This window comes from Paraniabella hibiscisoli (assembly GCF_022512515.1).
GTDB classification, from domain to species: Bacteria; Bacteroidota; Bacteroidia; order Chitinophagales; family Chitinophagaceae; genus Niabella; species Niabella hibiscisoli.
The window spans coordinates 2,367,888-2,392,503 of record NZ_JAKWBK010000001.1 but is presented as its reverse complement, the minus strand read 5'-3'; the positions used below and the strand labels follow the sequence as shown (position 1 = coordinate 2,392,503).

General features: G+C 42.7%; 30 protein-coding genes and 3 pseudogenes. 16 read left to right on the top strand and 17 right to left on the bottom strand.

Going from position 1 to position 24,616, the window contains the following annotated elements; translation table 11 throughout:
• Nucleotides 1-41 precede the first annotated feature (41 nt).
• The 5 genes and pseudogenes from MKP07_RS15150 to MKP07_RS15130 all read right to left on the bottom strand — a co-directional run bounded on the left by MKP07_RS15150 (nt 42) and on the right by MKP07_RS15130 (nt 3,723).
• Nucleotides 42-1,088 (bottom strand): DEAD/DEAH box helicase, encoded by a 1,047-nt coding sequence (locus tag MKP07_RS15150; protein ID WP_240847940.1) that lies wholly within the window; start codon nt 1,086-1,088, stop codon nt 42-44.
• A 37-nt stretch (nt 1,089-1,125) separates the two neighbouring features.
• Nucleotides 1,126-1,581, bottom strand: a complete 456-nt coding sequence (locus MKP07_RS42580) for an ATP dependent DNA ligase (RefSeq protein WP_240850853.1) — start codon at nt 1,579-1,581, stop codon at nt 1,126-1,128.
• Nucleotides 1,576-2,192 (bottom strand): annotated as a pseudogene (locus tag MKP07_RS42575) (ATP-dependent DNA ligase); the annotation flags it as partial. The pseudogene MKP07_RS42575 and the gene MKP07_RS42580, both read right to left, overlap by 6 nt.
• A gap of 257 nt (nt 2,193-2,449) precedes the next feature.
• Complete coding sequence (locus tag MKP07_RS15135; RefSeq protein ID WP_240847939.1) at nt 2,450-2,713, bottom strand: hypothetical protein; 264 nt, start codon at nt 2,711-2,713, stop codon at nt 2,450-2,452.
• Complete coding sequence (locus MKP07_RS15130) at nt 2,710-3,723, bottom strand: ligase-associated DNA damage response exonuclease (protein WP_240847938.1); 1,014 nt, start codon at nt 3,721-3,723, stop codon at nt 2,710-2,712. Before MKP07_RS15130 ends, MKP07_RS15135 begins: the two co-directional genes overlap by 4 nt.
• Before the next feature lie 135 nt (nt 3,724-3,858).
• On the opposite strand from MKP07_RS15130, the pseudogene MKP07_RS42570 reads away from it, so the two are divergent.
• Together MKP07_RS42570 and MKP07_RS38630 are read left to right on the top strand one after the other, a co-directional pair.
• Nucleotides 3,859-4,811: pseudogene (locus MKP07_RS42570) on the top strand (NAD(P)/FAD-dependent oxidoreductase).
• Nucleotides 4,811-5,059: an NAD(P)/FAD-dependent oxidoreductase gene (locus MKP07_RS38630; RefSeq protein WP_262919315.1), complete on the top strand. Its 249-nt coding sequence runs from the start codon at nt 4,811-4,813 to the stop codon at nt 5,057-5,059. Before MKP07_RS42570 ends, MKP07_RS38630 begins: the two are co-directional and overlap by 1 nt.
• Nucleotides 5,060-5,148: 89 nt before the next feature.
• Here MKP07_RS38630 and MKP07_RS15115 read toward each other — a convergent pair whose 3' ends face one another.
• The 5 genes from MKP07_RS15115 to MKP07_RS15095 form a co-directional block, all read right to left on the bottom strand.
• The gene (locus MKP07_RS15115; RefSeq protein ID WP_240847936.1) at nt 5,149-5,352 is read right to left on the bottom strand and encodes a hypothetical protein; all 204 of its coding nucleotides are present in this window, start codon (nt 5,350-5,352) and stop codon (nt 5,149-5,151) included.
• 109 nt (nt 5,353-5,461) lie between these two features.
• A complete protein-coding gene (locus tag MKP07_RS15110) occupies nt 5,462-5,620 on the bottom strand; it encodes a phosphatidate cytidylyltransferase (protein WP_240847935.1) in 159 nt (52 codons plus the stop codon).
• 26 nt (nt 5,621-5,646) lie between these two features.
• Nucleotides 5,647-6,111: a ferritin-like domain-containing protein gene (locus MKP07_RS15105; RefSeq protein ID WP_240847934.1), complete on the bottom strand. Its 465-nt coding sequence runs from the start codon at nt 6,109-6,111 to the stop codon at nt 5,647-5,649.
• Nucleotides 6,112-6,132: 21 nt separating this feature from the next.
• Nucleotides 6,133-6,378: a hypothetical protein gene (locus MKP07_RS15100; protein ID WP_240847933.1), complete on the bottom strand. Its 246-nt coding sequence runs from the start codon at nt 6,376-6,378 to the stop codon at nt 6,133-6,135.
• Between the two features lie 25 nt (nt 6,379-6,403).
• Nucleotides 6,404-7,234 (bottom strand): alpha/beta fold hydrolase, encoded by an 831-nt coding sequence (locus tag MKP07_RS15095; protein WP_240847932.1) that lies wholly within the window; start codon nt 7,232-7,234, stop codon nt 6,404-6,406.
• Between the two features lie 239 nt (nt 7,235-7,473).
• Here MKP07_RS15095 and MKP07_RS15090 point away from each other — a divergent pair, with 239 nt between their 5' ends.
• The 14 genes and pseudogenes from MKP07_RS15090 to MKP07_RS42560 all read left to right on the top strand — a co-directional run bounded on the left by MKP07_RS15090 (nt 7,474) and on the right by MKP07_RS42560 (nt 19,425).
• Entirely contained in the window at nt 7,474-7,752 is a 279-nt protein-coding gene (locus MKP07_RS15090) for a hypothetical protein (protein ID WP_240847931.1), read from the top strand.
• Nucleotides 7,753-7,754: 2 nt separating this feature from the next.
• Nucleotides 7,755-8,897, top strand: a complete 1,143-nt coding sequence (locus MKP07_RS15085; protein WP_240847930.1) for a hypothetical protein — start codon at nt 7,755-7,757, stop codon at nt 8,895-8,897.
• Between the two features lie 2 nt (nt 8,898-8,899).
• Nucleotides 8,900-9,910, top strand: a complete 1,011-nt coding sequence (locus tag MKP07_RS15080) for an AsmA family protein (RefSeq protein ID WP_240847929.1) — start codon at nt 8,900-8,902, stop codon at nt 9,908-9,910.
• A complete protein-coding gene (locus MKP07_RS15075) occupies nt 9,907-11,172 on the top strand; it encodes a translocation/assembly module TamB domain-containing protein (RefSeq protein ID WP_240847928.1) in 1,266 nt (421 codons plus the stop codon). Before MKP07_RS15080 ends, MKP07_RS15075 begins: the two co-directional genes overlap by 4 nt.
• A gap of 2 nt (nt 11,173-11,174) precedes the next feature.
• Complete coding sequence (locus MKP07_RS15070; protein WP_240850852.1) at nt 11,175-12,497, top strand: translocation/assembly module TamB domain-containing protein; 1,323 nt, start codon at nt 11,175-11,177, stop codon at nt 12,495-12,497.
• 251 nt (nt 12,498-12,748) lie between these two features.
• Nucleotides 12,749-13,609, top strand: coding sequence for a BamA/TamA family outer membrane protein (locus MKP07_RS15065; protein ID WP_240847927.1), 861 nt, complete (start codon nt 12,749-12,751; stop codon nt 13,607-13,609).
• Nucleotides 13,594-14,814: a translocation and assembly module lipoprotein TamL gene (gene tamL, locus MKP07_RS15060; protein ID WP_240847926.1), complete on the top strand. Its 1,221-nt coding sequence runs from the start codon at nt 13,594-13,596 to the stop codon at nt 14,812-14,814. Before MKP07_RS15065 ends, tamL begins: the two co-directional genes overlap by 16 nt.
• Nucleotides 14,815-14,922: 108 nt before the next feature.
• Nucleotides 14,923-15,894: a YihY/virulence factor BrkB family protein gene (locus MKP07_RS15055; protein WP_240847925.1), complete on the top strand. Its 972-nt coding sequence runs from the start codon at nt 14,923-14,925 to the stop codon at nt 15,892-15,894.
• Between the two features lie 38 nt (nt 15,895-15,932).
• On the top strand, nt 15,933-16,526 hold the full coding sequence (locus MKP07_RS41190) for a sugar O-acetyltransferase (protein ID WP_317235827.1): 594 nt from the start codon (nt 15,933-15,935) through the stop codon (nt 16,524-16,526).
• 24 nt (nt 16,527-16,550) lie between these two features.
• Nucleotides 16,551-17,159 carry a hypothetical protein gene (locus MKP07_RS15040; RefSeq protein ID WP_240847924.1) on the top strand — a complete coding sequence of 203 codons (609 nt, stop codon included), beginning with the start codon at nt 16,551-16,553 and terminating at the stop codon, nt 17,157-17,159.
• 4 nt (nt 17,160-17,163) lie between these two features.
• Entirely contained in the window at nt 17,164-17,409 is a 246-nt protein-coding gene (locus MKP07_RS38625; protein WP_262919314.1) for a cation:dicarboxylate symporter family transporter, read from the top strand.
• 31 nt (nt 17,410-17,440) lie between these two features.
• Nucleotides 17,441-18,468: pseudogene (gene dctA, locus MKP07_RS42565) on the top strand (C4-dicarboxylate transporter DctA).
• A gap of 79 nt (nt 18,469-18,547) precedes the next feature.
• A complete protein-coding gene (locus tag MKP07_RS15025; RefSeq protein WP_240847922.1) occupies nt 18,548-19,201 on the top strand; it encodes an AIM24 family protein in 654 nt (217 codons plus the stop codon).
• A 29-nt stretch (nt 19,202-19,230) separates the two neighbouring features.
• On the top strand, nt 19,231-19,425 hold the full coding sequence (locus tag MKP07_RS42560) for a hypothetical protein (protein ID WP_240847921.1): 195 nt from the start codon (nt 19,231-19,233) through the stop codon (nt 19,423-19,425).
• A 187-nt stretch (nt 19,426-19,612) separates the two neighbouring features.
• Here the strand turns inward: MKP07_RS42560 and MKP07_RS15015 are convergent, their stop codons facing one another.
• From MKP07_RS15015 to MKP07_RS14985, 7 genes are all read right to left on the bottom strand, one after another.
• A complete protein-coding gene (locus MKP07_RS15015; RefSeq protein WP_240847920.1) occupies nt 19,613-20,776 on the bottom strand; it encodes a TlpA disulfide reductase family protein in 1,164 nt (387 codons plus the stop codon).
• Between the two features lie 28 nt (nt 20,777-20,804).
• Nucleotides 20,805-21,287, bottom strand: coding sequence for a hypothetical protein (locus MKP07_RS15010; protein ID WP_240847919.1), 483 nt, complete (start codon nt 21,285-21,287; stop codon nt 20,805-20,807).
• On the bottom strand, nt 21,287-21,895 hold the full coding sequence (locus MKP07_RS15005) for a hypothetical protein (protein ID WP_394803570.1): 609 nt from the start codon (nt 21,893-21,895) through the stop codon (nt 21,287-21,289). Before MKP07_RS15005 ends, MKP07_RS15010 begins: the two co-directional genes overlap by 1 nt.
• A 164-nt stretch (nt 21,896-22,059) precedes the next feature.
• Complete coding sequence (locus MKP07_RS15000; RefSeq protein ID WP_240847918.1) at nt 22,060-22,230, bottom strand: hypothetical protein; 171 nt, start codon at nt 22,228-22,230, stop codon at nt 22,060-22,062.
• Nucleotides 22,231-22,276: 46 nt separating this feature from the next.
• Entirely contained in the window at nt 22,277-23,110 is an 834-nt protein-coding gene (locus tag MKP07_RS14995; RefSeq protein ID WP_240847917.1) for a DUF4843 domain-containing protein, read from the bottom strand.
• Between the two features lie 10 nt (nt 23,111-23,120).
• Nucleotides 23,121-23,840, bottom strand: coding sequence for a RagB/SusD family nutrient uptake outer membrane protein (locus MKP07_RS14990; RefSeq protein ID WP_240847916.1), 720 nt, complete (start codon nt 23,838-23,840; stop codon nt 23,121-23,123).
• The gene (locus tag MKP07_RS14985; RefSeq protein ID WP_240847915.1) at nt 23,792-24,616 is read right to left on the bottom strand and encodes a RagB/SusD family nutrient uptake outer membrane protein; all 825 of its coding nucleotides are present in this window, start codon (nt 24,614-24,616) and stop codon (nt 23,792-23,794) included. Before MKP07_RS14985 ends, MKP07_RS14990 begins: the two co-directional genes overlap by 49 nt.

Below are 24,616 nucleotides of genomic sequence, written 5' to 3'. Positions count from 1 at the left end.
AGGCGAATGCCCGCTACGACCCGCACGTTGCAGGAAACGCGCTACCCCTTGGGCGAGCCAATCTGGATTACGGTGTCCACGGGTTTAAAATCAACCCCCAGATCCAGGGAGGAGGTACAGATTACTGCTTTTAACTGTGCCGTGTGTAACATCTCTTCAATCCAGTTGCGCAACTCCATATCGATCGATCCGTGGTGAATAGCTAACTGTCCTGCCAGGTCAGGCGCCACAGAAAGCATCACCTGGTACCATAGTTCACTTTGTCCGCGGGTATTGGTAAAGATCAGCGTGGTACGGCTTTCATTTATAATAGGAACGAGTTGTGCGGCCATCTTGGTACCCAGGTGCCCTGCCCAGGGCAATACCTCGATCTCATCGGGGATAATTGAAATGATCTCTGTTGTCTTTTTCTCCTTAGATCTTACGATAGTAGGTTCAATGTCTTTGTAGGGAATCAGCACTTTCAAGGCTTCATCGATATTTCCGATAGTAGCACTGATACCCCAGATACGAAGCTCCGGGACAATGTATTTCAGTCTTGATATGGCTAACTCCGTCAACACACCGCGTTTGCTACCCAACAACTCATGCCATTCGTCTACAGCAATACATTTGAGGTACTTAAAATAGCGTGTGTTATCTTTTTGAGCAAACAATAAATGCAGGCTTTCCGGCGTAATGATCAATACATCGGGCATCCGCTTTACCTGCTTCTGCCTTTCCGAAACAGACGTATCTCCATTTCTTACACCCACTTCCCAATCCAGGCCAATCTGCGCCAGTGCTTCAGACATAGCTCTTCCAAGATCTTTTGCGAGCGACCGTAAAGGGGTGATCCATATTAGCTTTAATCCATCACCATACTCTTTGGGATGATTGAGATAATGAATCACCACCGAAAAGAAAACAGAAAAGGTTTTACCAAAACCGGTGGGCGCTATTACCAGGCCCGACTTACCCTCGTGAAAGCGTTGCCAGCTCTCCTGCTGAAAAGTAAAAGGCAGGTTCCCCAAAGAAGAAAACCAGTCTTCAACAATCTGGTAGCCGGGTGTGGATTGAATACGCTTCACTATATCTTGAATTGACAAACTTTTTAACTTCCGAATTTACAACCAGGTGGCTTACCTACCCGTATTTCGCCAACATTTCTTTCAGATCATCAATCGTATTGATCTCATCGGCTTTTTTATCCTGTCTCCAACGCAGGATGCGCGGAAAACGTAAGGCTACGCCCGATTTGTGCCGGTTGCTTTCAGCTATGCCTTCAAAGCCTATTTCGAAAACGAGCTCGGGCTTCACTGTTCGTACAGGTCCGAATTTCTCCAATGAATTTGCCTTAATAAATTTATCTACTTCTTTAATCTCTTTATCCGTTAACCCCGAATAGGCTTTAGCAATAGTTACCAGCTGATCGCCCGATCTTATAGCAAAAGTATAGTCCGTATAAAAAGCGCTGCGGCGCCCGCTGCCTTTTTGACCATAGATCAATACTGCGTCTATCGACAAGGGGTTGATCTTCCATTTCCACCAATCACCTTTCTTTCGTCCTGCATGATATTTCGAATTTTTAGCTTTCAGCATAATCCCTTCACTATTTACATCCCTGGCCTCTTCGCGTATCGCCCCCAATTGCGCCCAGTCGTTAAAGCTCACTACGGGAGATAATAACACATATCCGAAAGGAACTTTTTCAACGATCGCTTCTAATAGTTGCCTGCGTTCAGCAAATGTTTGCTCCCGTATATCGTTACCAACATGTTCCAAAAGATCATAGGCATAAAAACCAGCCGGTATTTCTTCCAATAATTTCTTCGATATAGTTTTACGGTTCAATCTTTTTGCAGCTGGTTAAAATTCAGCACCTGTCCTTCTTTTACCGCTAATATCTCGCCATCGATAACCGTACCATCAGGTAAATGAGGAGCCAGCAGCTGCAATTCAGGAAACTGGTCCGTTACCAGCTCTTCTCCCCGACTCCATACAAAAAGTTCATCATTCCGTTTAATGATCTGTCCGCGGATGCCATCCCATTTCCACTCGGCCTGCCATTCTTCAGCATTGCCGAGTTCCTCCACAGGTTTATCGATCGGATAGGCCAGGCAAAAGGGATAGGGCTTGGAGCTATCGGCGTTTACATGAGCCCCGCCAATCAGGTCTGCAAACTCTGTTTCCAGCGGATCCCATTTTCCCATAATACTATGCATCATGGTACTTTCATCGGTACCGCTAAATTTCGACAATGCGTTAACCAATAATTTATAAGAAACCCCGATCCTGAATCCTCCGCCGATCAGCTTATTAAATATAAACCGCTGGCTATAATCCAGCCCGTTCCAGGCTTCCAATACATAAGTCTTCTTTTCTTCATCCGTTTTACTCCCCAGCTCCAGCAGCTCACGCATCCACTGCGAAATGGTTTTCTCCATATGATGCTGAGGTTGAGGTAAGATCAGGCTAATCGTCTCCCCAGGTCGCCCACATTACTATAACACTCCAGGAACAACCATTCGGGTAATCCCGACAACTCCAAAGCCCATTCACGGATCAACGTAGACTTCACCGGCCGTTTGGGTCGTCTTCCTGTAAATAAGGCGATCAACCAAAGCTTATCATTATCAGGAGCAATTTTCAAATAGTCAACAATAGCATCAATCTTATCGTTGGTCTTATTGCTGATCTCCAGGGACTGTATCAATTTTGCAAAATACTTCATGTAGCCTCCTCCTCTTTTGCACCGGCCTCTTCATCATTCCCGTATTGGGTAGCTACTTCACGGGCGCTGATACCTATTTCATTTAGATATTTTGAAAAAGTAGCAGTGTAGCCATGTGTAACAAATACCTGTTCCGCTCCTGTGGCTTTTACCGTATTCAGCAGGCCCTGCCAGTCGGCATGATCGCTTACCGCAAAACCGGCATCTGCGCTCTGCCAACGCCGGCTACCCCTCACCTGCATCCAACCGGAACAAATAGCAATGGCGCCGTTAGGGATGCGTTTGATAACATTGGTACCCAACAACGAAGGAGGCAGGATGACGATGTTTCCCTGCACATCCGCTTTTGGCATATCTGCCAACCACAACTTAGTTTCTGGCAGTCGGATGCCTGCACTTTCAATAGCTTTATTCAACCTGTCGATAGAACTGTGTACGAATATTGGAGCAACACCTTCCAATCCCTTCATCAACCGCTGCGCCTTACCCAAACTATACGCAATAAAGATGCTGGTACGTTGGTTGTGCTGGTTGCCGGATATCCAGTTCCTGATATTACTGAATATTTGCCGCTGGCTTAACCAATTGTAGATAGGTAACCCAAAAGTACTTTCAGTTACGAACTCATTGCATTTTACAATTTCCAATGGTGTTGAAATACCATCATGCTCCACTTTATAATCGCCTGATGCCACACTCACAAAACCGCTGTGCTCCAGTCTCACCTGAGCTGAGCCTACGATATGACCGGCAGGATGCAAGCTAAGTTTAACCCCATTGATTATTTTACTTTCACCATAAGGAAGGGTTTCAATACTGATATCAGCGCCCAGCCTGGCCTGCATAACAGGCTTAGATACTTCATGCGCGAGGTAATGTTTGCAACCCCACTTTGCATGGTCGCCATGCGCATGGGTGATAATGGCATTATCAACCGGCAGCCATGGGTCAATATAAAAGTCACCCTTGGCGCAATAAATTCCTTTGTTGGTAAAACTGAGCAGACTCACACGATTGTTTTGTTTAATCTTTTCAAATATCGTTCCTGAAAACCGGATAATAATTATATAAAAAATTGGATTGATAATTGTTTATGTGATATGGTTTGTATTAAAGTCTAAGCAGTTTATTAATTAAAATCATGTATGCGGTTAAGAACTTATGAGTCTTTCTGGCTTTTAAAAAACGGGCTGCTCCACACCTATCCTTCTATACAGCAAAATATATCCAGCGATATAATCGTATTAGGCGGGGGCATAACCGGTGCGCTGATTGCGGATGCTTTGGTTAAAGAAGGTTATGACACCGTTTTAATAGACAAAAATGATATTGCGCTAGGCAGTACATCTGCCACTACTTCTATGTTGCAATATGAGATTGATGTTCCATTGTATCGATTGGAAAAGAAAATAGGAACGGACGCTGCCGCACAATGCTACAAAGCAGGGATAGAAGCCATAAAAGAGATAGAACAGTTAATCGAATCAGAAAAAATTGATTGTGGGTTTCAAAAAAGAGCTCTTTATACCTCGCACATACGCCTGCAGCTGCAAAAGATCTTTATAAAGAGTTTGAAGTACGCCAACAACATAAGCTGGGTGTAAAATGGCTTAGCCCCGCGGCGATAAGACAAACCTACGGGTTACGATCCTATGGCGGCATTCTGTCTTCTGTAGCAGCCAGTGTTGATGCTTATAAGCTGGCACATGAACTGATCAAGCTCAATACACAACGTGGTTTAAAAGTTTATGACCAGGTAGAGATCAAAAAAATTGAGCATCAAACCAACGGCATCATCATTTCACTAGAAAACGGCAAACGGATAAAAGGCAAAAAAATCATTTATTGCACCGGGTATGAAACAGTAAAGATGTTTAAAGAACCTATAGCTGATCTGCACAGTACTTTTGCCTGTGTAAGCGAAGAGGAGATATGGATCAATACCCGCCTGAATAAGTTGTTGGTATGGAATACCCGAACACCTTACCTATACATGCGAACAACAGATGATGGACGATTATTGGTAGGTGGTGGCGACAGTAAGTATACCTCATCAGTATTTATGGAAAAAACAAAAAAAAAAAATCCCGGGAGCTAATGAAACAGCTGAAAGAACTCATGCCCGGCGTACAGTTTATAGAAGATATCATGTGGGCCGGGCTTTTTGGTTCAACCAAAGATGGTCTCCCCTATATCGGACCTCATCCTGATTTTAAGAATGCGTTCTTTGTTTTGGGTTTTGGAGGTAACGGCATTACCTTTTCCATACAGGGAAGGCAGATTATTGCTGATATGCTGTCAGAAAAGCCCAATGAACTATCCTATTATTACCGTTTTAAAAGATAGTTTAGTACAACAAAAAGCGGTTATAACCATGTTACAACCGCTCTTCCAGGTTCAGCGTTACATTTGCTGACTGGCAAAAAAGAACACTATCACTTTTCAAATAACAACCGGTCGGTTATTACACAATGTTTTTGACCGTTGATCTCTTCTTCATGCCATTTCCAATCATTTAAATTAATGGCCATTGACGCGGATAAGTATTGAATGGCATCTCCGGTAAACCTGATAGGAAAGGCACTTGCAGCGTCGCTACTGCCGAAGTTTCTTGAGCTGTTGGTGAAAGCGTCTCTCATATATAATGTCATTTAATTTTTTGAGCACCAGGGCAGTATCCAACTATTTTGATCTCAACCCCGGTATCTCTTTTATAACATATACAAAATGCCTGCCACTTTTAGTTAACTACTTTCTGCGCAGTAACCAAAACAAGCCGATAACCACCAGTGCAACAAGGAAGAAAGCCCACCACATACCCGCTTTAAAAATGCCTTCTACCAACTCGCAACTTTGTAGCATCAATGAAGTTGATGCGATGATTATTAAAAATGATATCTTTTTCATACGATAAGGATTTAAGGTTTATGTTTTTATTCTGCGACTTCTCTTAAAGCCACTATTTCACGATAAGATTGTTGAATAGCCGACAACTGATCAAGGAGCAATTGCTGCAATTCGGTCACCAGTTCCTCATCAGCAATTGCCTCCTCGTAAGCGCGGATAGCCGTTTCCTCTCCGGTAATGCAGCTACTTAATACAGCAGCCCTGTCACCACCAGTCACAAAAGCTTTCAGTTCCATCCAGGCACGATAAAGCTTACCGGCGCCGGAGGTACCCAAAGCCGGTTCACCGTTAAATAACCCAATTTGTTTTTCCAACGCCTCGTTATAGTCCCTACTGTTATTGATCATATGCCGGAACAATAGCTTCAGATCCTCGTTTTCTTTATCGTCCAGACCCTCTATCGCTTTTTCATATCCGGCTATACGGTCATTATTAATCTGGATGAGATCATTCAGAACCTCCACCTGTTTATTACTGTTTGATGTTTCCATTTCAATTTACTTTTATAATAATTATTCTTCCAGCACTGCACCTTCAATTGCTTCGCCTATGGATTTTACATCGGCTTCATCCAGTTCTCCCCATATTTGCTTCCACACCTGCTCATCTTTCCTTATTTGGGTAATCTCATCATCTTCTACCCGGCAGATATAGAATGAGGCGCCATCCGTAGTTTCTGAAATCGACATCTGCACCTGCTGCATTTTGCCACCTACTTTAGCTTCCACCAAAAATTCTCTTCCATTATTGTCTTTCATTATTCTTCATTTTAAGTTTGAAAAATTATTTGTTCAAAAAGCTTAGCAAGAGGCTATTCAGCTCAAACGAATGAGTAACATTTAAACCATGAGGCGCACCTTCAATAATGTGATACTCATTATTGTCAATTCCCTTTGCCGCCTGCTCAGCCGAAGTCTTTATAGGAACAATATTATCTGAATCTCCATGTACGATCAAGGTAGGTACGGTAACATTCTTAAGTTCCGGTCTGAAGTCCGTTGTAGCCCATGCCTCAGCGGCCTTCTGCGTAGCATTTTCAGATGCTCCGGAAGCCACAATAAAGTCAGCCTCCAATCTGGCTTCACTTACATCTTTCTTTAGCAAACTATAATTGTAAAAATTCTTATGAAAATCTTTCAGGAAAGCAACACGATCTGTTTTTAATGCCTCGGCAATCTTATCCAGCTCATCCTGGGGTACACCATCCGGGTTATCCTCTTTTTGCGGAACCAATGGAATGATCGATGCGATCAAAGCTGCTTTTGAAACACGGCCTGCCCCGTAATTAGTCAGGTAGCGCACCACTTCTCCTCCACCCATCGAAAATCCAACTAATGCTACATCATTTAAATCTAATCCCGTGATCAACGCGTTGAGATCAGCAGCCAAAGTATCATAATCATACCGGTTCCATTCTGTAGCAGATTGGCCAAAACCTCTGCGATCGTAAGCAATGACACGGTATCCCGCTTCAATCAATGGCGTTACCTGCGTGTCCCAGGACCGGTGGCTCAATGGCCAGCCATGAATTAATATCACCGGTTTCCCCGCCCCGTGGTCTTCGTAAAATATGGCTACTTCATTTGTGTTGTTTGTATTGTTTAAATAAGGCATACTGGTGATTTTAATGTTATCAAACCGATGTTTTAACCAATACCAAAACCAAGCCAACTGACTGATTTATACCTAATCTCCGGAAAAACGGGGACTACTGTGTAAATTTTACCACACCAGGAAAAGTAGCACGCAATTTGTATAAATTATACTTTTGCGGGAATGACTATCTTCAAATGTCGATGAGAGTCGACAAATAAGAGATAGCTATTATTTCTCATATTGAAAAACAATATTTTTTGAGTAGCGTAGCACGTAAGGTTTTAAAGATTATACTGTGGGTTATTGCAAGCATCATTATGCTTGTTATATTGGTGGCTGTATCACTAACAGTACCTGCTGTACAAAATTTTGTAAAAGACAAGGTAGTATCTTACCTGAAAACGAAAACGGGCACGGAGATCAGCCTGGACCGGATAAGGATTAACTTTCCGACAGGTTTGCAGTTGGACAAATTTTATGTACAGGATCTAAAAAAGACACTTTATTATACGCAGGCCGCCTGGCTGTTCAACTAGATATGATCGGCCTGATCCGAAGCCGAATAGCCGTCAGTAATATTGAACTGGATAATGTTAATGCAAATCTTTACCGGCTTAATCCTGACACCAGCTTTAATTACCAGTTCCTGGTAGACGCTTTTGTATCGGCAGAAAAAGAACCCGAAACACCTAAAGATTCTACGGCTCCTTTACAACTAAAATTAGATAAGATCACTTTTAATGATATCCGCATAAAATTCAAAGATGATGTAGTGGGCAATGATGCGGGTGTTTCCTTAGGTAAATTAAGTGCCAGAGTAGATAAGTTCGACCTGGAGCAAATGCACTATGTATTGAACAAGCTGGAACTTGCCAATACAAAGCTTCACTATTTTCAGAACAAGCCTTTAACCGTGCTGCAACAAAAAGCAGATGCGGCAATTGACAGTACGGAGAAAGAGTCAGGAGGGCGCTTGCCATTGATAGAAGTTAAAAATTTTGCCTTTAGTGATATCGATCTAAAATATGATGACCGGCTATCCGACACAAGAGCATTTGCTTTTCTAAAAACATTCAACTTTAACGACCTGCTGATCGACCTGACGCAGGGCAAGTATCAAACAAGCAGTGGAGAGCTGAGCAATTCAGTTATTGATTTTGCTTACCGCCCTACGCCTTCGAATGAAGAAGCCATTCAAAAAACGGCAGATAGTACCCAGGAATCTTCATTCAGTCTTTACCTTAATAAAATCATTCTGTCTAATAACCAAATTAAGTATGATAATCTCGCCGCGCCTCGTGAGAAAGGAGTAATGGACTTTAATCACCTGAATATAAAAAACCTGGGTATCAGCGGAGAAAATATTGCTATTGACAGCGCGGGTATTAAAGCTACGATTAACGGTGGTAAGCTGGCAGACACAAGCGGTTTTGTATTAAATGAATTAAGGGGTAAAGTAATCTATGATGACAAGCAGATCAGCGTAGAAGATCTGCTGGTAAAAACGCCACACACCTATATCGACAATAATTCTCTGGTAACCTATACTTCGCAAGATGACCTGACTAAAAATCCTGAACGGGTGGATATGGATATCCAATTCCGTAAATCAGTTTTGGTCTTGCAGACGCCGCTTACTTTGTATCCTCCATTCCTGCCACCTATCGCAACCAACAGTTAAACATGGCTGCGCTTATTAAGGGACGATTAAACGACATTCATATCAGCCAGCTACAGTTAAGTGGATTAAGGAATACCAATGTAGATATTTCCGGCACCATTAAGGGCCTGCCTAAAGTAGACAATACCTTGTTCAATATTAACATCGCGAAGTTTACCACTTCCAAATCTGACCTTAACGCCTTACTACCAAAAGGCACATTACCCACGAGTATAGAGTTACCCAACCAGATAGCTGTCAATGGAAAATTCACCGGTAGCATCAGCAAGTTCGCTACCAACCTGAATGTGCGTACGGATATGGGCTCTGCAAAAGTGAATGCAGCAATGGGCGGTTCTTCTAAAAATCCTTCTTATAAAGCAAGAGTGGATATGAGCCAGTTTAACGTAGGGCGGTTACTACAAAGAACGGATGTAGGAACCGTAAGTCTCTTCCTTGACGTGGCGGGTTCAGGCACTTCTGCACAAACAGCCAACGCTACAGTAAAAGGCACTATTTACAGCGCCTACTATAATAAATACAATTACAGGGATCTGCAGCTGGACGGCAAATATGCAAAACAGGCACTGCAATTGCAGGCAAGCAGTACTGACTCCAACGCCAATTTCGATATTGCCACCAACATCAATATAGCAGGCAAATATCCATCGTTAAAGGGTACTGTAGACCTCAGGAACATCGATCTGCAAAAGCTAAATTTTGCGAGTTCTGAGTTAAAGGTTGCAGGTATTGCCACACTCGACTTTCCCACAGTTGATCCGGATTATCTGAATGGCAATGCGAATGTAGCCAGCTTGCAGGTGGCAATGGATGGCAGGGTCATTAACCTGGACACTATTTACCTGAACGCATTATCAACAGAAACAGAAAACGCCCTCACCTTAAAATCAGATATCCTCAATGCAGACTTAAGTGGCAAATATCAGTTGACGCAGATCGGCCAGGCCTTTATCAATGAGATCGACAAATACTACGCCTTTGCCCCGGTGAAAAAACAGATCCTCAAAAAATGAGGTTCAATGTAATAGTGCACGATTCAAAACTATTAAAAGAGTTTGTGCCCTCCCTGTATACATTTGCGCCGTCTTATTTAAATGGAGTTTTAGATACAGAAATGGATAGCCTTATTGTAAATGCCAGTTTCCCGCATATAGTATATGATAGTTTCGACGTAAAGAATGTAACGCTCAATATTGATAATAAAGATAGCGCCCAGCTGGCGTATGCACTCAATATTAAAAGCCTGGAAAGCCCATCTATACAATTATACAATTCAGCTGTTAGTGGTGCGGCCGCTAACAATATTCTGGGTGTGAATGTTTTTTTAAGAGATAGCAAAAGCCAGGACAAATACGTTATTGGCGGAAACTTTAAAGTAGCTGATCAAACCTACCAGTTCTCGCTTGATCCTCAAAAACTATTGTTGAATTACGACCGCTGGCAGGTAGCGCCCAACAATCTGCTACAATATGGCCAGGCAGGCGTTTATGTACGTGATTTTGAGATCAGCAATAACGGACAATCCTTATCTATTAACAGTACTGCTACAACGGCTAATGCTCCGGTGAAAGTGGAGTTTAAAAACTTTATGCTGGAAACCCTCACCCGCTATGCAGAGCAGGATACAGCTTTGGTAGGAGGCACCCTTAACGGAACTGTTGATGTAAAGAACCTGCAGGAGTCGCCACAATTTGAAGGCAACCTGACCATAAACAAATTACGTTATCAAAAAGATCAGCTAGGTGATGTAAAAATTTTAGCAGACAATTACACCAAAGATGCTTTTAAAGTTGATGTGGCTTTAACTGGTGTGCATGATGTAAAAATAGGAGGCTACTACTATACTAACGACAAAGGCTCTTTGGATATGACGGTTAATATTAACCGCTTCGATCTCAAATTCATTGAAAGTCTTAGCAGTGGCCAGATAAGAAACGGCTCCGGCATGTTAACCGGGCAGCTAACCGCCAAAGGCCCTTTAACGGCGCCTAAAGTGCTGGGTAATTTAGGATTTAAAAATGCAGGTCTCAATGTGGCGCAACTCAATTCCTATTTCAAACTGAATGATGAGAACATCTCTTTCATTAATAGTGGGATAAGATTTAACAACTTTACTTTAAGAGATTCTGCCAACCAGGCCTTTACTGTAAACGGCTTAATCAAAACAAGCAATTATCAGGATTTTGGATTTGATCTGCGATTAAGGGCTACTAATTTCATGGCATTAAATTCTACTTCAGCGGATAATGAACTTTTTACGGGAAAGTTTTTTTAACCCTGAACGCCAATGTAGGTGGCGATCTAAATAAACCAGAAGTAACCGGGTCTTTAAGAATTAATAAGGATACCCGCTTCTTTTTTGCCATACCAGACAGTGATCCAGATATTGTAAGCCAGGAAGGTATCGTAGAATTTGTTGATATGGATGCGCCACCAAATAACGACCGCCAGGCTTTGAACGTAGACAGCTTAACAAGGTCTAAACTAAAAGGCTTTAATGTATCGATGGACCTGATGACAGAAAAAGAGGCAGAAATTACAGTGGTGGTCGATCCTGCGAACGGAGATGCGCTATTAGTTAAAGGAGAAGCGGAATTAAATTTAACCATGGACCCGAGCGGGAAAATAGCAATGACCGGACGCTATCTTATTTCTGGTGGCAATTATAACCTGTCAATAGGTGGATTAGCGAAAAGAAAGTTCGAGTTGCAACAAGGTAGTTATATCCAATGGACAGGTGCACCTACGGAAGCCAATGTAGATCTTACTGCGGTGTACAATGTAAACACGGCACCGATTGACTTAATTGCTGATCAATTGGGAGGATTAGATCAATCTACCCAAACCAGGGCCAGGCAAAAATTACCGTTTATGGTATACCTTAAAATGACCGATCAGCTGTTAAAACCCAAAATAAACTTTGAAATTGCACTACCGGAAAATGAAAGAAACGCCATCGATGGTATTGTAAACGCCCGGTTAATGCAGGTGAACTCTAACCCAAGCGAGCTTAACAAACAGGTTTTTGCAGTGTTGGCATTAAACCGTTTTATATCAGAAAATCCGTTTGAAAGCCTTGCTGGTGGGTCGTCTCCGGAAATGCTGGCCCGCCAGAGTGTTAGCCGGTTGTTAACGCAGCAGTTAAACAACCTGGCTTCGGACCTGATCAAAGGAGTGGACGTAGCATTTGACCTTACCTCGCAGGACGATTTCAGTACCGGAACACAGCAAACACGTACCGACCTGAATGTAGCCCTCTCCAAACGGCTTCTGAACGATCGGTTAACCGTAACAATTGGCAGCGATTTTGCACTTGAGGGAGCGCGCGGTCAGAACAATAATAACGGCGCTAACATCGCCGGTAATGTAAACATTGAATATGCGCTGTCGCGTGATGGCCGATACAGGCTAAGGGCCTACCGGCGCAATCAATCTACCCTGGTAGTGGAAGGGCAGATCATTGAAACCGGTTTGGGATTTGTAATGGTCGTGGACTACAACCAGTTCAATGAAATATTCAGAAGTTTTAAAAGTGAAGAAAAGCTAAGAAAAGAACGCGAACAACGCAGACAGCAAAGAGAGCGGCAGCAGCAACCCTAATACACTGTTGCAGATACGACGATAATAAAAACAAGAATGCGGACATTTTATAACATACTATCAATAGCAATTATTACCCTTACTGTGGCCTCCTGCTCTGGTCTAAAGGCATTGAAGGAAGGACAGGTTTTATATACCGGCGCTTCAGTAAAAATAAATCCCGATAGCGCGAAAAAAGTTCCCGGAGAAAAAGCTTTGAAAAGCGCGTTAGAAGAGATGACGCGGCCAGTACCCAATAAAAAATACTGGGTATGCGTTACAAACTTTCTTTTTACGCACTTGCAGGTGAGCCTAAAAAGCCCAAAGGATTACGCAACTGGATTCGGACCAAGTTAGGTGAACCTCCCGTTTTAATGAGCGATCTGCGCCTGCAAAACAATATCAACGTATTGCAAAGCCACCTTATCAGTAAAGGCTACCTGCAGGCTGCTGTTACCGGCGAAGCTGTTGTAAAAGGTCGAACAGGTCATGCAGAATACAAAGCCATTACCCATGACCGGTATACACTTAATGAAATTAAATTTCCCAGGGAACCTACAGCCCTGAACAATATCATTCGCCGCGGCGCTGATCAATCTTTATTAAAGCCAGGTATTTTCTACGACATAGATGTGTTTACCAGCGAAAGAGAACGCATTGATAATGACCTGAAAGAACGGGGATATTTCTTTTTCAATCCTGACTTTTTATTGCTGCAGGTAGATAGCACTATTGGAGGTAACAAGGCTAATATATATGTAAAAATAAAAGACCTCACACCTATTGAAGGACTCAAACCTTATCGTATTAACGAGATCAATATTTATCCGAATTACAATATCAGGCGCGACTCTGCATTAAGATTGTCGAAACCCGTGAGATATAAGGACTTTAAGATTTACGATCCGCAAAACACTTATAAACCTCAGATCTTTGATCGCCTGGTTTTCTTCCAGCAGGATGAACTATATAACCGCGCCGATCACAGCCTAAGCCTCAACAGGCTGGTCAACCTGGGTACTTTCCGTTTTGTAAAAGCCGAGTTCAGGCCATTGGATACCCTCGAGAGCGACCTGCTGGATGCCAATTTTTATCTTACTCCTCAAAAAAGCGTTCGATGTCTTTGCAGGTAACGGGTACCAGCAAATCGAACAACTTTGTAGGTTCAGAAATAAAACTATCTAATACCAACCGTAATTTATTTAAAGGCGCAGAACAGTTGGTGACCAGTATCGCCGGTGGGTTTGAAACACAGGTAAGCGGCACCAAAACTAACTCGTATTCTGTAAGCGCTAACGCGAGGCTTATTTTCCCACGTATCATTGCTCCTATTAATTTTAAAAGTGCCAGCAATTATGTACCTAAAACGCATATTACGGTAGGAGGGCAATTGTTAAACCGGGCCCTTTATTTTACCATGCTATCCGGCAATGCCGAATTTGGCTATAACTGGAAGGGCAATCAATTTGTAGATCATAACTTCAACCCTTTTTCTGTTACTTATGTACGTACGCTGAAAACGACCGATAGCCTGGATGCTCTATTAGCGAGAGTGCCCAGCCTCAGAGGCAACTATGAAAACCAGTTTATTTTCAGTACCAACTATCAATTTGCTTTTACCAACCAGTTTCAGGACTTCAGGCGCAATACGATGTACTTCCTGGGAACGGTAGAAACGGCAGGCAGCCTGGTTAATGCTTTTTTAAAGCCAAACGCACAGGGACAAAAAACATTATTCAACACAGCAGTTAACCAATTTGTAAAATTAGAAACAGACTTCAGAGATTATTACAAACTGTCCCCAGGCATGATACTGGCAGGAAGGGCTAACTTAGGGCTGGGACTACCGTTTGGCAACAGCAGTGTATTACCATATATACGACAGTTTTTCGCAGGCGGTAGCAATGACATAAGAGCATTCAGAGCTCGCTCTTTGGGTCCCGGCACTTATCGGTACCCGGATAGCACTGCCTTCCCCGACCAGGGTGGCGATATAAAAATGATGCTGAATGGAGAACTGCGCGCCAAGCTATTTAGCGTTGTGCATGGTGCCGTTTTTATAGATGCGGGTAATGTATGGACAGCCAAAACCGATACATCGCGCGCGGGCAGCAGGTTTAGGCTGGGCAGCGCTATAAACGAATTTGCAGTAGGCGGTGGCGTTGGCTTAAGAGTAGATGCCAGTATTTTCGTTATTCGGTTTGACCTGGCAATGCCCTTTAGAAAACCATGGTTACCTACAGGCGAGCGTTGGGTATTTAACCAGATCAACTTCGGAGACCCGGCCTGGCGCAAGCAAAACCTGATCCTCAATATCGGTATCGGTTATCCTTTCTAAGGAAAGATCTTATACCATCCATTAACAATATTCTTTGTATCAAACAGGTATTGTGGCTTTATTCTTGAATATAAGTCCCTGATTATATATTCAATTAAGTGCCACCTTATGAAGCAAGTACTCAGCAAGTCAAAAAGATTTTTTAAAAACACAGGTAATCTCCTGATCGCATCAGCCAAAGGGTTTTCGGCAGATAAAGTACCCAAGCTTAGTTCCTCACTTGCCTATTGCACGGTATTTTCCATGGCACCCCTGCTTACAATTGTAATTGCATCAGCAAGCCTTATTTATAAGAAGGAAATTATCGAGAACAAGATCTACGATGAAGTAGTCAAATTAACCGATGAAAATATTGCGGCGCAGGTACAAAATATCGTAACCCAGGCTAGTTTAAGCGGTAAAACAACCATGGCTTTAATTATTGGTATTGTTTCACTCATTATAGGCGCCACAGCCGTGTTCCTCGAAATACAGGATAGTTTGAATACCATATGGAAAGTGAGAGCCAAACCCAGAAAGGGAATTTGGGGGCTCTTAACCAACCGTGTCAAATCTTTTGGGCTAATTGTTTCGCTGGGATTTTTGCTATTGGTATCGTTGGTGTTAAACAGTATTTTAGGCAGCGTTCAAACCCGCTTTCAAAACCTGGTTCCGGTTGAATCGGGCTGGCTCTTCTTTATATTAAATAACGTGCTAACCTTCGGTGTTATTACTTTTTTATTCGCTGTTATATTTAAGGTTTTACCTGATGTGATCATCAAATGGAAACCCGCATTTGTAGGAGCCGCTTTTACCACAGTATTGTTTGGGATTGGAAAGTTCCTTATTGATTTATATATTACAAAGTCCAGTCCCGGTCTGATTTTCGGAGCTGCAGGTACCATCATCATCATCTTACTCTGGGTTTACTACACGTCTTTTATTTTATACTTTGGTGCCGAGTTTACACAGGTATATGCTGAAAAATATAGTGAAGGTATCAAACCATCTAAATATGCCGTTCACGTAGAAGTAGTAACAGAAGAACAAAATGTAAGAGAGTTGCCACCACAGCATCCTGAGTATACTTCGGAGCAATAAACAAACCTTACATTTACCAACAAAACAATGCATATCTCATGACGGAAAAAGAAAAAATGTTGGCGGGAAAAGCCTATAAATCTTTCGAGCCCCAGTTATTTGAGGAACGCCAACTGGCGAAAGATCTGAATTACCAGATCAACCAGCTGCATCCGTTTAAACTGGAAGAACGCAATGCGCTCCTGAGAAAGCTATTGGGCCGCACAGGTAAGCAATTTCATATAGAGCCGCCGTTCTATTGCGACTATGGTTACAATATCACTATTGGCGAAAATTTCTATTCTAATTATAACAGCATTATCCTCGACTGTGCGCCTGTAACCATTGGCGATAATGTATTACTGGCTCCTAATGTGGCTATTTACACAGCAGGGCATCCGATACATTATGAACCCAGGAACGAGGCTTATGAATATGCATTCCCGGTAACCATTGGCAATAATGTATGGATCGGAGGTAATACCGTTATTAATCCGGGTATCACAATTGGCGACAACACGGTTATCGGGTCAGGAAGCGTTGTTACCAGAGACATCCCGGCTAATGTAATTGCCGTGGGCAGTCCCTGCAAAGTCACACGTGAGATCACCGACGAAGACAAGCAGTACTACTTCCGAAACCTGAAATTCTAATTTATTCAACTACAAACCAGGTACATGAAAAGCCGGACCTTATCGCTCTTGATCATTTTCTCTGTTTGGTGCAACAGCACTATTGCCCAGGATTATAAAAAGCTGGTGGAGCAACAATTCATGCACTATACGAACCTGATCATTAAGAAAGATTTCAAATCAGCCGCTGATTTCATTATCGAAGATCTGTATACGTTGGTTCCCAAGGAACAAATGATAACCGCAATGGAAAGTATTTTCAATATGCCCGACTTTGATTACCATATCGATTCTGCCAAAGTTTTGAAGATTGGCGATTCCAGGTTAATCGACAGCGCTCATTTTGTAAAACTGCAATACTCCAATATACTTCGGATGCGGTTTGGTGTAGATTCTACAGAAACAGATTCTACCTCCGCAGAAAATGAGCTACTGACCTTAACACTGCAATCGAAATTTGGCGAACCTCATGTAACCTATAATAAAACAACAGGCTATTATACGATCCTTTCGGTAAAAGATGTGATTGCCAAATCTAAAAATCTGACCGATTGGAAATTTATAGTAATGGAGGACGACAAGATGCCTTTTTTAAAAAGATCGTTCCAAAAGAACTGCTTGAATAATTTTTCCGATATTTCCGGAAAGAAATGAACGAATGATTGTTGAAGCGCATCCAAACGATACTCCTGCCCAAAAGAAAAAGTTTTACCAGGTATTATATATACAGGTTTTAATAGCTATTACAATAGGCGCCCTGCTAGGCTATTTTAAGCCCTCGCTTGCCGAGCAAATGAAACCGCTGGGAGACGGCTTTATTGCCTTGATCAAAATGATCATTGCCCCGGTAATATTTGTTACCATTACCGTGGGTATAGCCTCTATGAACGACATGAAAAAGTAGGCCGTGTAGCGGGCAAAGCCTTTTATATTTCATTACCTTTTCTACACTGGCGCTTATCATAGGCCTTATCGTAAGCAATATTGTACAGCCGGGCAAAGGACTTAATATCGATCCCACCACCCTGCAGGCCTCGTCTATTGAGCAATATATAAACAAAGCACACGATAACTCACTGGTTAAATTCATATTCGATATTATTCCGAAAACTTTAGTAAGCCCGCTTACCGGCGATAATATTTTACAGGTGCTGTTAATTGCCATTCTATTCGGCATTGGCATATCCACCACCATGCCCAAAAGCAAGCCCGTGCTTGATTTCATGGAAGCCCTTGCTTACCCTATTTTTAAAGTAGTAGCTATTTTAATGAAACTGGCGCCCATCGGGGCTTTTGGCGCCATTGCTTTTACCATTGGTAAATATGGCATCTCCTCCATCGGGAATTTACTGGCATTGGTTGTAACATTTTATGCAACTTCCTTACTATTTGTAATTGTAATATTGGGAGCAGTAGCCCGCTACAACGGCTTTTCTATCTTCCGGTTTCTAAAATATATAAAAGACGAATTACTGCTGGTACTCGGTACCAGCTCATCTGAAGCTGCTTGCCCAGCCTGATGCAGAAAATGGAAAAAGCGGGTTGTGCAAAACCCATCGTTGGACTGGTTGTACCCACCGGCTACTCTTTCAACCTCGATGGTACTAATATCTACATGACCCTGGCCGCGCTGTTTATAGCACAGGCCTGCAATATCGATTTACCCCTCGAAAGCCAGATCGTATTATTATTGGTAGCGATGTTAAGTTCGAAAGGAGCGGCAGGTGTAAGCGGTGCAGGCTTTATAACTTTGGCAGCTACCCTGGCTGTTGTTCCTGAAGTTCCGATAGCAGGAATGACATTAATATTAGGCATAGACCGGTTCATGAGCGAATGCCGGGCCCTTACAAATATGGTGGGCAATGCCGTAGCTACAGTGGTTATTGCTCGTTGGGAAAACCAGCTGGATAAAGAGCAGCTAAATGCAGCGCTGCATGTTATTCCACCTGTTCAAAGTAGCTAACGTTCAATATTAACCAAACAGGTCCGGCATCCAATATTCAACATCCGATATTTAGCATCTAACATCAAAATAATACACAATGAAATCAAGTCACGAGATAGATTATGAAATTTTTGGCGAAGAAATGCAATATGTAAGCATTGAGCTCGATCCAAATGAAACGGCTATTGCAGAAGCAGGCAGTTTCATGATGATGGACGAAGACATTCATATGGCTACCATTTTTGGCGACGGCAGCCAGGCCAGCCAGGGCAGCGGCATATTGGGCAAACTAATGAGTGCCGGTAAACGCATACTTACGGGCGAAAGTTTGTTTATGACAGCGTATACGAACATAAGTCAGGGTAAAAAGAAAGTGTCATTTGCTTCTCCTTATCCTGGCAAGATCATACCACTCGATCTTTCAGCACTGGGAGGCAAGGTTGTCTGCCAGAAAGATGCTTTTCTTTGCGCAGCAAAAGGTGTTGCTGTGGGCATAGAATTTCAAAGAAGACTGGGCACCGGCCTATTTGGAGGAGAAGGATTTATTATGCAAAAGCTGGAGGGCGACGGCATGTCTTTCGTTCACGCCGGAGGCCATGTATTTCATAAAGACCTGCAGGCGGGGGAGCGATTAAAAATAGACACTGGCTGCCTGGTAGGATTTACGCAAAACATCCGCTATGAGATTGAAATGATACGTGGTATCAGAAATAAACTGTTTGGCGGCGAAGGATTCTTTTTGCCACTTTAACAGGTCCGGGGCGCGTTTGGATACAGACATTGCCGGTAAGCCGACTGGCTTCACGCATTTTGTCTTTTGCCACTACCAGCCGTAAGGAAGAAGGCAGCATTTTAGGGGATTGGGTAATTTGCTCGATGGTGACGGGCGTTAATAAAACTAGCGAACTTATTATAAAGCAGGCCTGCATCGCGATTGATGCAGGCCTGCTTAAAAATACTATACTAAGAGCTTAGCTGCTGTATCGCCATTCCAACTCCGCTAACCTTTGGTTAGTCCTTTTAATCTTCCAATTGCAGAAAGGCCGGATATCGTAACAGGTGTGATGCAAACTTTTTAAAGTCGTAACAAAGATCTAATAATAAAGGGACTATTCGTAGTAGTGCGAATAATCCCTTTTAAATCCTGCCGAATCAACAATTTCTATTCAGCTTTATCAGCTACGGGTGTTTTACCCGAAAAAACATCGCTCAAAACCTCGTGCAGTCGTTCATCGCGCAGATTGGAAGCAATGATCTTCCCTTCCTTATCCAACAGGTAGTTTTGAGGAACTGCCCGTACTCCGTACCTCAATGCTATTTCATTGCTCCATCCTTTTAAATCGGAAACATGTATCCAGGGCAGGTCGTCTTTATGTATTGCAGCAATCCACGCATCCCGGGTATCTTTATCATCTAACGAAACACCAATCACTGTGAGCTTGTCTTTGTATTGCTCATAGGCCTTTTTAAGGTTCGGGTTTTCTGCCCGGCAGGGCTTACACCAGCTGGCCCAGAAGTCAACCAATACATACTGGCCCCTATAGTCGGCCAGATGAACCAATTTCCCACTGGTGTCTGCCTGAGAAAATACAGGAGCAATATTCCCGATTTTGATCGTCTTTTCGGCAAGTATTCTTGTGTCCAGTGCTTTGCCTCCCTTGAGGTTGCGTACTTCATCGGTCAGAGCCAAGAAGATTGGCTCCAGTGAACTAAGTGAGTGCTTATTGGCGGCATCAGTAAGCGCGTCTATCGCAAAGATGGACCCCGGATTACGCCTGGCAAATTCAATTTCTTTCAGCCTGCGATCTTCAAATTTTTGTTCGAAAGAATCATAAACAGCTTTTGCTCTCTCGTTAGCATCTGGTGCATTTTGCGGGATAGCGGCCATGGTAGCTTTCGCTGTTTCTATTATAACCATAAAGTCGCCGCCAATCTCTTTTAAATACGATTGAAAGGCAGCCTGTGTAGGTGAGCCGGTGATCCGGGCATGTTGTACTGAATCTTTAATCTCAATCTTATAGTTTTCATTGGCCAGGTAAAAAAACAAACGATCACCTACATTCGCAATCCAGTATTTACCCTGGTTTTTATGATCCAGAATCAGGCGAGAATAAGCAGGCTCGTCTACAGTACCTTTAAAGGAAAATTTTCCGTTTTTGATAATTGCTGAATCAGCAACACTACCCGATTCATTCTGATAATCGAGGTATATTTTTGCCCCTTCTTTACTGGCTGGCGCAGTACCTTCTAATTTGAATGCTTTTTTCTGTGCAGCTGTACTTAGAGTTAGTACCATCGCCACAAGCGTAATTTTTATTGACTTCATTATATTCCTTTTTCTGGTGATCGATTAATTAATTTCTTATCTGTATATCTACCGGTGATCCCGGAATCCCGTCTACCCTGCTGAGCAGGTCCCCGTAATTACCTACACTTATGTTTAAATACACCAGGCTGTTGGCCGTTCCTACGATGAGCGTATTCTCATCATCGGAAAGTTTAAGCATGGTTACGTCACGCTCGAAAGTCGTATTTAAGATCCTCATCTCTTCGTTGAGTGGATTGTAACGATAGATGGCAGTTCCGGAAGCGATATAAATAGCGCCACTCCTGGTGGCTATCAGTTTGGTTTTGGCGTTAAACAATTCCTGCTTTATAAAAGGTCGCTTATGACGCGCAGTAAAAGTAAAGGGCCCGCTGAAGTTTACGTTAAACATCAGCTCCTGCACAATTCCGGTATTATCTCTGCAATAAGCATAAGTATCTGTGCTGTTAATCTGTATCATTGCTGTAAGATCCATTCCCACACTGGTTGGATCAAAAACCGAACGGTTCACTACCGTGTAATCCGTACCGAAGTAAGTAGGTACTCCATAAGAATTGATGCGTATAAATTGCTTTTTATTTTTTCGAAAGCGATATAGGTTATATTATTGTTGATGTTAGTCATTATAAAATGAGGATCGAGCTCATATTCTCCGTTGGCGAACCCTCCAAACATGCCATATGTAGGCGACTGATCCCAGGTGGTGGTTGCCCCTCCATAAAACCTGCCATTGATCACGCCAACCATTACGCCCTGTGGATTTTTTTGCAGAGAACCAACTTGTATAACGGAAGGCGGGGTAAAAAAATTATCCTTTAAAGTATTGGGATTTATCGCATCTTCCATCAATGTGCTGATGTTTAAACGAACCCCTCCATTTCTGGTGATGATCCAGTACCCCAATGGCGTATTCCCGGTAAATTGATTGGTAAGATAAAATAAATGCAGCGGATCATTGGGCAGGGTTTTATTGTTGATCGCTTCGTAAACCCTGGGCTGTACAGTGCCATCAGGCTTTACAAAAGAAAATTGCGTTGTTCCGTTTTCAATGCTTAAAACAGTAGTTCCCCTGGTAAATTCGGTTACACCCTGTATCTCAAACCAATGAAAATATTTCATCCCGTCAGCTTTGTTATGAACCGTTAGCTTGGTACGATACCGACGCGATTGCAAACCAAAAACAGTGCGTAGCGAGGAACCCTTAAAGCGATATAAAGTGTCACTGATAGCTTCAGGTACATAAATCCTCCATTCAAACTCCAGATCTGCACCGGCAGGTGCCGTTACCCGGGTTCAATAATTAGGCTATCGCCTACATAAGCAGTGTATACCGTATCCAGGTTGGAGATTACCGGCTCTACAGGAAGCACTACATCGTAATTACCTTTATCCTTAAAACAGGAAACGAGTATAACACTGCAAACCGTCAACAAAAAGCTGTATTGTCTGATCATTTTATTTTGTTTAACTTTCATTCATATATGTTTACCGAATAAGCCCTCATCTTACTTCCTGTCCATTTTCATCTATAAAGAAATACCTTCCCGATCCGGTATTTTTCTGCAGTAATATCTTCTTGTTTGGATTTTGAGGTGTATAGAAATAATAAGTATTGGTATTGCCCGGAGTAACGGCTTCCAGAACATAGCCTTTGCCTGCATTATTGGCTACCCAATCAAAAGGATTATTCAACATCACCGTCAACAGATTGGCGATGTACAAATTCTTCGGCGCATCCAGTCCTGCGGTAGACAACTCTGTGATACCCGTTACAATTAGGAATAGCTGATGCTTCGTTCTCGAATAAGCGCCGCACCACATAATCCACCATGCAGGCTGCTCCAGCCTCGCTGAAAGCACTACCCTTGTCCTGATGATAGTTGGATTTTCTATGCCCAGATCCGGGGACGCTTTTAATTTTAAAATGATCGTCCTGGAACTGTCTTCGAGGTCTGGCCGGTTATAAACCACCAGCGGCAATACAGCCTTGCCTTGATCTGCCCGGATCGGATATTGCTGTTCAAGCGGTTTATAATGGATTCCGGCTACAGCCGTTGAAGAGTCCGCTTCTACATAAGCGGTATAAAAACGATCCTGCGAAATTCGTTTACCGGAAATAGTAACGGGAATGTTTATGGTATCCGCAGCTTTTGCCAGGTCATAAGCAAATGTGTAGGAAATACTATCTCTTTGCTCCTGAGACAAATCGAAATATATGTTAGCAGCATGATCAAAAGTAAGAGGCTCCGCCTTTTTACAGGCAGCAGTGAGCAATACCATACATAACAGGTAACAGCCTTTTTTGCTTAATAATATCAGTATATATTGACGCATAATTTTATTTTTAACGGTTACCATAAATAATCTCATCATCTGGTAGAGGAAGCACAAAAAGGTTATTAGAAGCAGGATAACTTATACCATTCTGGCCGGTTATAGCGAGGTTTAATCTTTTAAAAGCGTAAAACAATTGTCCTTCAGCAAACAGGTCCTTCCGGTATTCTTTCAGGAGCTCGCTGCGGAGGGCTGCTTCATTCGCTACAGTAATCTTCTCACCAATCCCCCTGTGACTGCGTACTTCATCGATAAAAGCTGTGGCGGCAGCAGGATTAGCGGCATACATGCATTCCGCAGCAATAAAATACATTTCACTTAACCGTATTGCCGGGGCCACCATGTAGGCTAGATTTGCGGTGCTGGCGGTACTGGAACTGTTTCTACGATACTTATGTATTTCTGAAATGTAGCTTGTCTGATTATTCACGGTAGCAAACCATTGCTTGTATCGCATATCATTGCCGCCTATAGTCCCGGTTTCATAAAAGTCCTGTGAAGCCTCCTGCGTTAGATACATACCGGTAACACCACCTGAAAACCAACCGCTGTTATAGGTTGCATCCTTTGTGGGAATAAACCAGCCGAAAATCAGTTCCTTGTAAAGCATGAGATCTTTCTTATCCTCATCTACTGCTAAAAAATCTTCAGCCTTTGTCCAGGGAAACTTATTGGCATTGATCACTTCCTGCGCATTAGCCAGGGCCTGCGCTTTGTTGTTTTTATACAACTGTACCCTCGCCAATGTTCCGCATACAGCGTAATAATTGAGGCGGTGCCTGCGGTTATGTAAAAAAGGTCACGCGCGCCCTCTTCTGTATTCAGTGTCGTATCGGTTTGTGTTGGATAACCTACACGATAAGATGTATTCCGAATCAGGTCTTTGCTTAACAGTTGTTTGGCACGCTCCAGGTCAAAGATTACTGAGTCAAGCACCTGGGTTACCGTAGATAATGGCGTTGTTTTATTCGAGTATTGCGTTACATAGGGGATCGCTGCAGCAGCGGGATTACTGGTAAAGGATGGAGCAAATAATCTTAATGCATCAAAATGCAGATAGGCCCTTAACCCCAGGGCCTCGCCTTTAATCAACTCATAGTTACCAGGCATAAACAGGGCCTTTTTCTCATCTATTTTACCTAGTATCAGGTTACAATTAACGATTGCGTTGTATAAACCTTTCCAGATATCATCTTTGCGAGAAATAAAATTAAGGTCTTTATAATCGTAAGCCCTGGTCTTCATATAGCGCAAGGGGTCATTAGCACTGATACTATAGTTTTGTGCCAGTACTTCGGGCGTACCAATGGTTAATTCTTTTCCATAAATATCAGTTCTGGTGCAGCGTGTATAAATACCTATAAGCGCTTCCTTAAATCCTTCTTCGGTAGTAAATAAAACTTCTTCCGATATCTGGCTTTCAGGTTGTATATCCAGCCACTTCTTACAGGAGCTGAAAAATGTCAGAACCAACAGATATATTAGGATATGATTTCTTTTTATCAT

Excerpts from the sequence above, each read along its gene's own strand:
- MKP07_RS15075 (WP_240847928.1), top strand. The coding sequence starts at position 9,907 with ATGAGGTTCAATGTAATAGTGCACGATTCAAAACTATTAAAAGAGTTT.
- MKP07_RS14995 (WP_240847917.1), bottom strand. The coding sequence starts at position 23,110 with ATGCGTCAATATATACTGATATTATTAAGCAAAAAAGGCTGTTACCTG.
- MKP07_RS38630 (WP_262919315.1), top strand. The coding sequence starts at position 4,811 with ATGAAACAGCTGAAAGAACTCATGCCCGGCGTACAGTTTATAGAAGAT.
- MKP07_RS15115 (WP_240847936.1), bottom strand. The coding sequence starts at position 5,352 with ATGAGAGACGCTTTCACCAACAGCTCAAGAAACTTCGGCAGTAGCGAC.
- MKP07_RS42580 (WP_240850853.1), bottom strand. The coding sequence starts at position 1,581 with ATGCTGAAAGCTAAAAATTCGAAATATCATGCAGGACGAAAGAAAGGT.
- MKP07_RS38625 (WP_262919314.1), top strand. The coding sequence starts at position 17,164 with ATGATTGTTGAAGCGCATCCAAACGATACTCCTGCCCAAAAGAAAAAG.
- MKP07_RS15110 (WP_240847935.1), bottom strand. The coding sequence starts at position 5,620 with ATGAAAAAGATATCATTTTTAATAATCATCGCATCAACTTCATTGATG.
- MKP07_RS15085 (WP_240847930.1), top strand. The coding sequence starts at position 7,755 with ATGATCGGCCTGATCCGAAGCCGAATAGCCGTCAGTAATATTGAACTG.
- MKP07_RS41190 (WP_317235827.1), top strand. The coding sequence starts at position 15,933 with ATGACGGAAAAAGAAAAAATGTTGGCGGGAAAAGCCTATAAATCTTTC.
- MKP07_RS15025 (WP_240847922.1), top strand. The coding sequence starts at position 18,548 with ATGAAATCAAGTCACGAGATAGATTATGAAATTTTTGGCGAAGAAATG.
- MKP07_RS15095 (WP_240847932.1), bottom strand. The coding sequence starts at position 7,234 with ATGCCTTATTTAAACAATACAAACAACACAAATGAAGTAGCCATATTT.
- MKP07_RS15065 (WP_240847927.1), top strand. The coding sequence starts at position 12,749 with ATGCGTTACAAACTTTCTTTTTACGCACTTGCAGGTGAGCCTAAAAAG.
- MKP07_RS14985 (WP_240847915.1), bottom strand. The coding sequence starts at position 24,616 with ATGATAAAAAGAAATCATATCCTAATATATCTGTTGGTTCTGACATTT.
- MKP07_RS15100 (WP_240847933.1), bottom strand. The coding sequence starts at position 6,378 with ATGAAAGACAATAATGGAAGAGAATTTTTGGTGGAAGCTAAAGTAGGT.
- tamL (WP_240847926.1), top strand. The coding sequence starts at position 13,594 with ATGTCTTTGCAGGTAACGGGTACCAGCAAATCGAACAACTTTGTAGGT.
- MKP07_RS15000 (WP_240847918.1), bottom strand. The coding sequence starts at position 22,230 with ATGATCAGACAATACAGCTTTTTGTTGACGGTTTGCAGTGTTATACTC.
- MKP07_RS15080 (WP_240847929.1), top strand. The coding sequence starts at position 8,900 with ATGGCTGCGCTTATTAAGGGACGATTAAACGACATTCATATCAGCCAG.
- MKP07_RS15055 (WP_240847925.1), top strand. The coding sequence starts at position 14,923 with ATGAAGCAAGTACTCAGCAAGTCAAAAAGATTTTTTAAAAACACAGGT.
- MKP07_RS15105 (WP_240847934.1), bottom strand. The coding sequence starts at position 6,111 with ATGGAAACATCAAACAGTAATAAACAGGTGGAGGTTCTGAATGATCTC.
- MKP07_RS15005 (WP_394803570.1), bottom strand. The coding sequence starts at position 21,895 with ATGAAATATTTTCATTGGTTTGAGATACAGGGTGTAACCGAATTTACC.
- MKP07_RS15015 (WP_240847920.1), bottom strand. The coding sequence starts at position 20,776 with ATGAAGTCAATAAAAATTACGCTTGTGGCGATGGTACTAACTCTAAGT.
- MKP07_RS15135 (WP_240847939.1), bottom strand. The coding sequence starts at position 2,713 with ATGAAGTATTTTGCAAAATTGATACAGTCCCTGGAGATCAGCAATAAG.
- MKP07_RS15040 (WP_240847924.1), top strand. The coding sequence starts at position 16,551 with ATGAAAAGCCGGACCTTATCGCTCTTGATCATTTTCTCTGTTTGGTGC.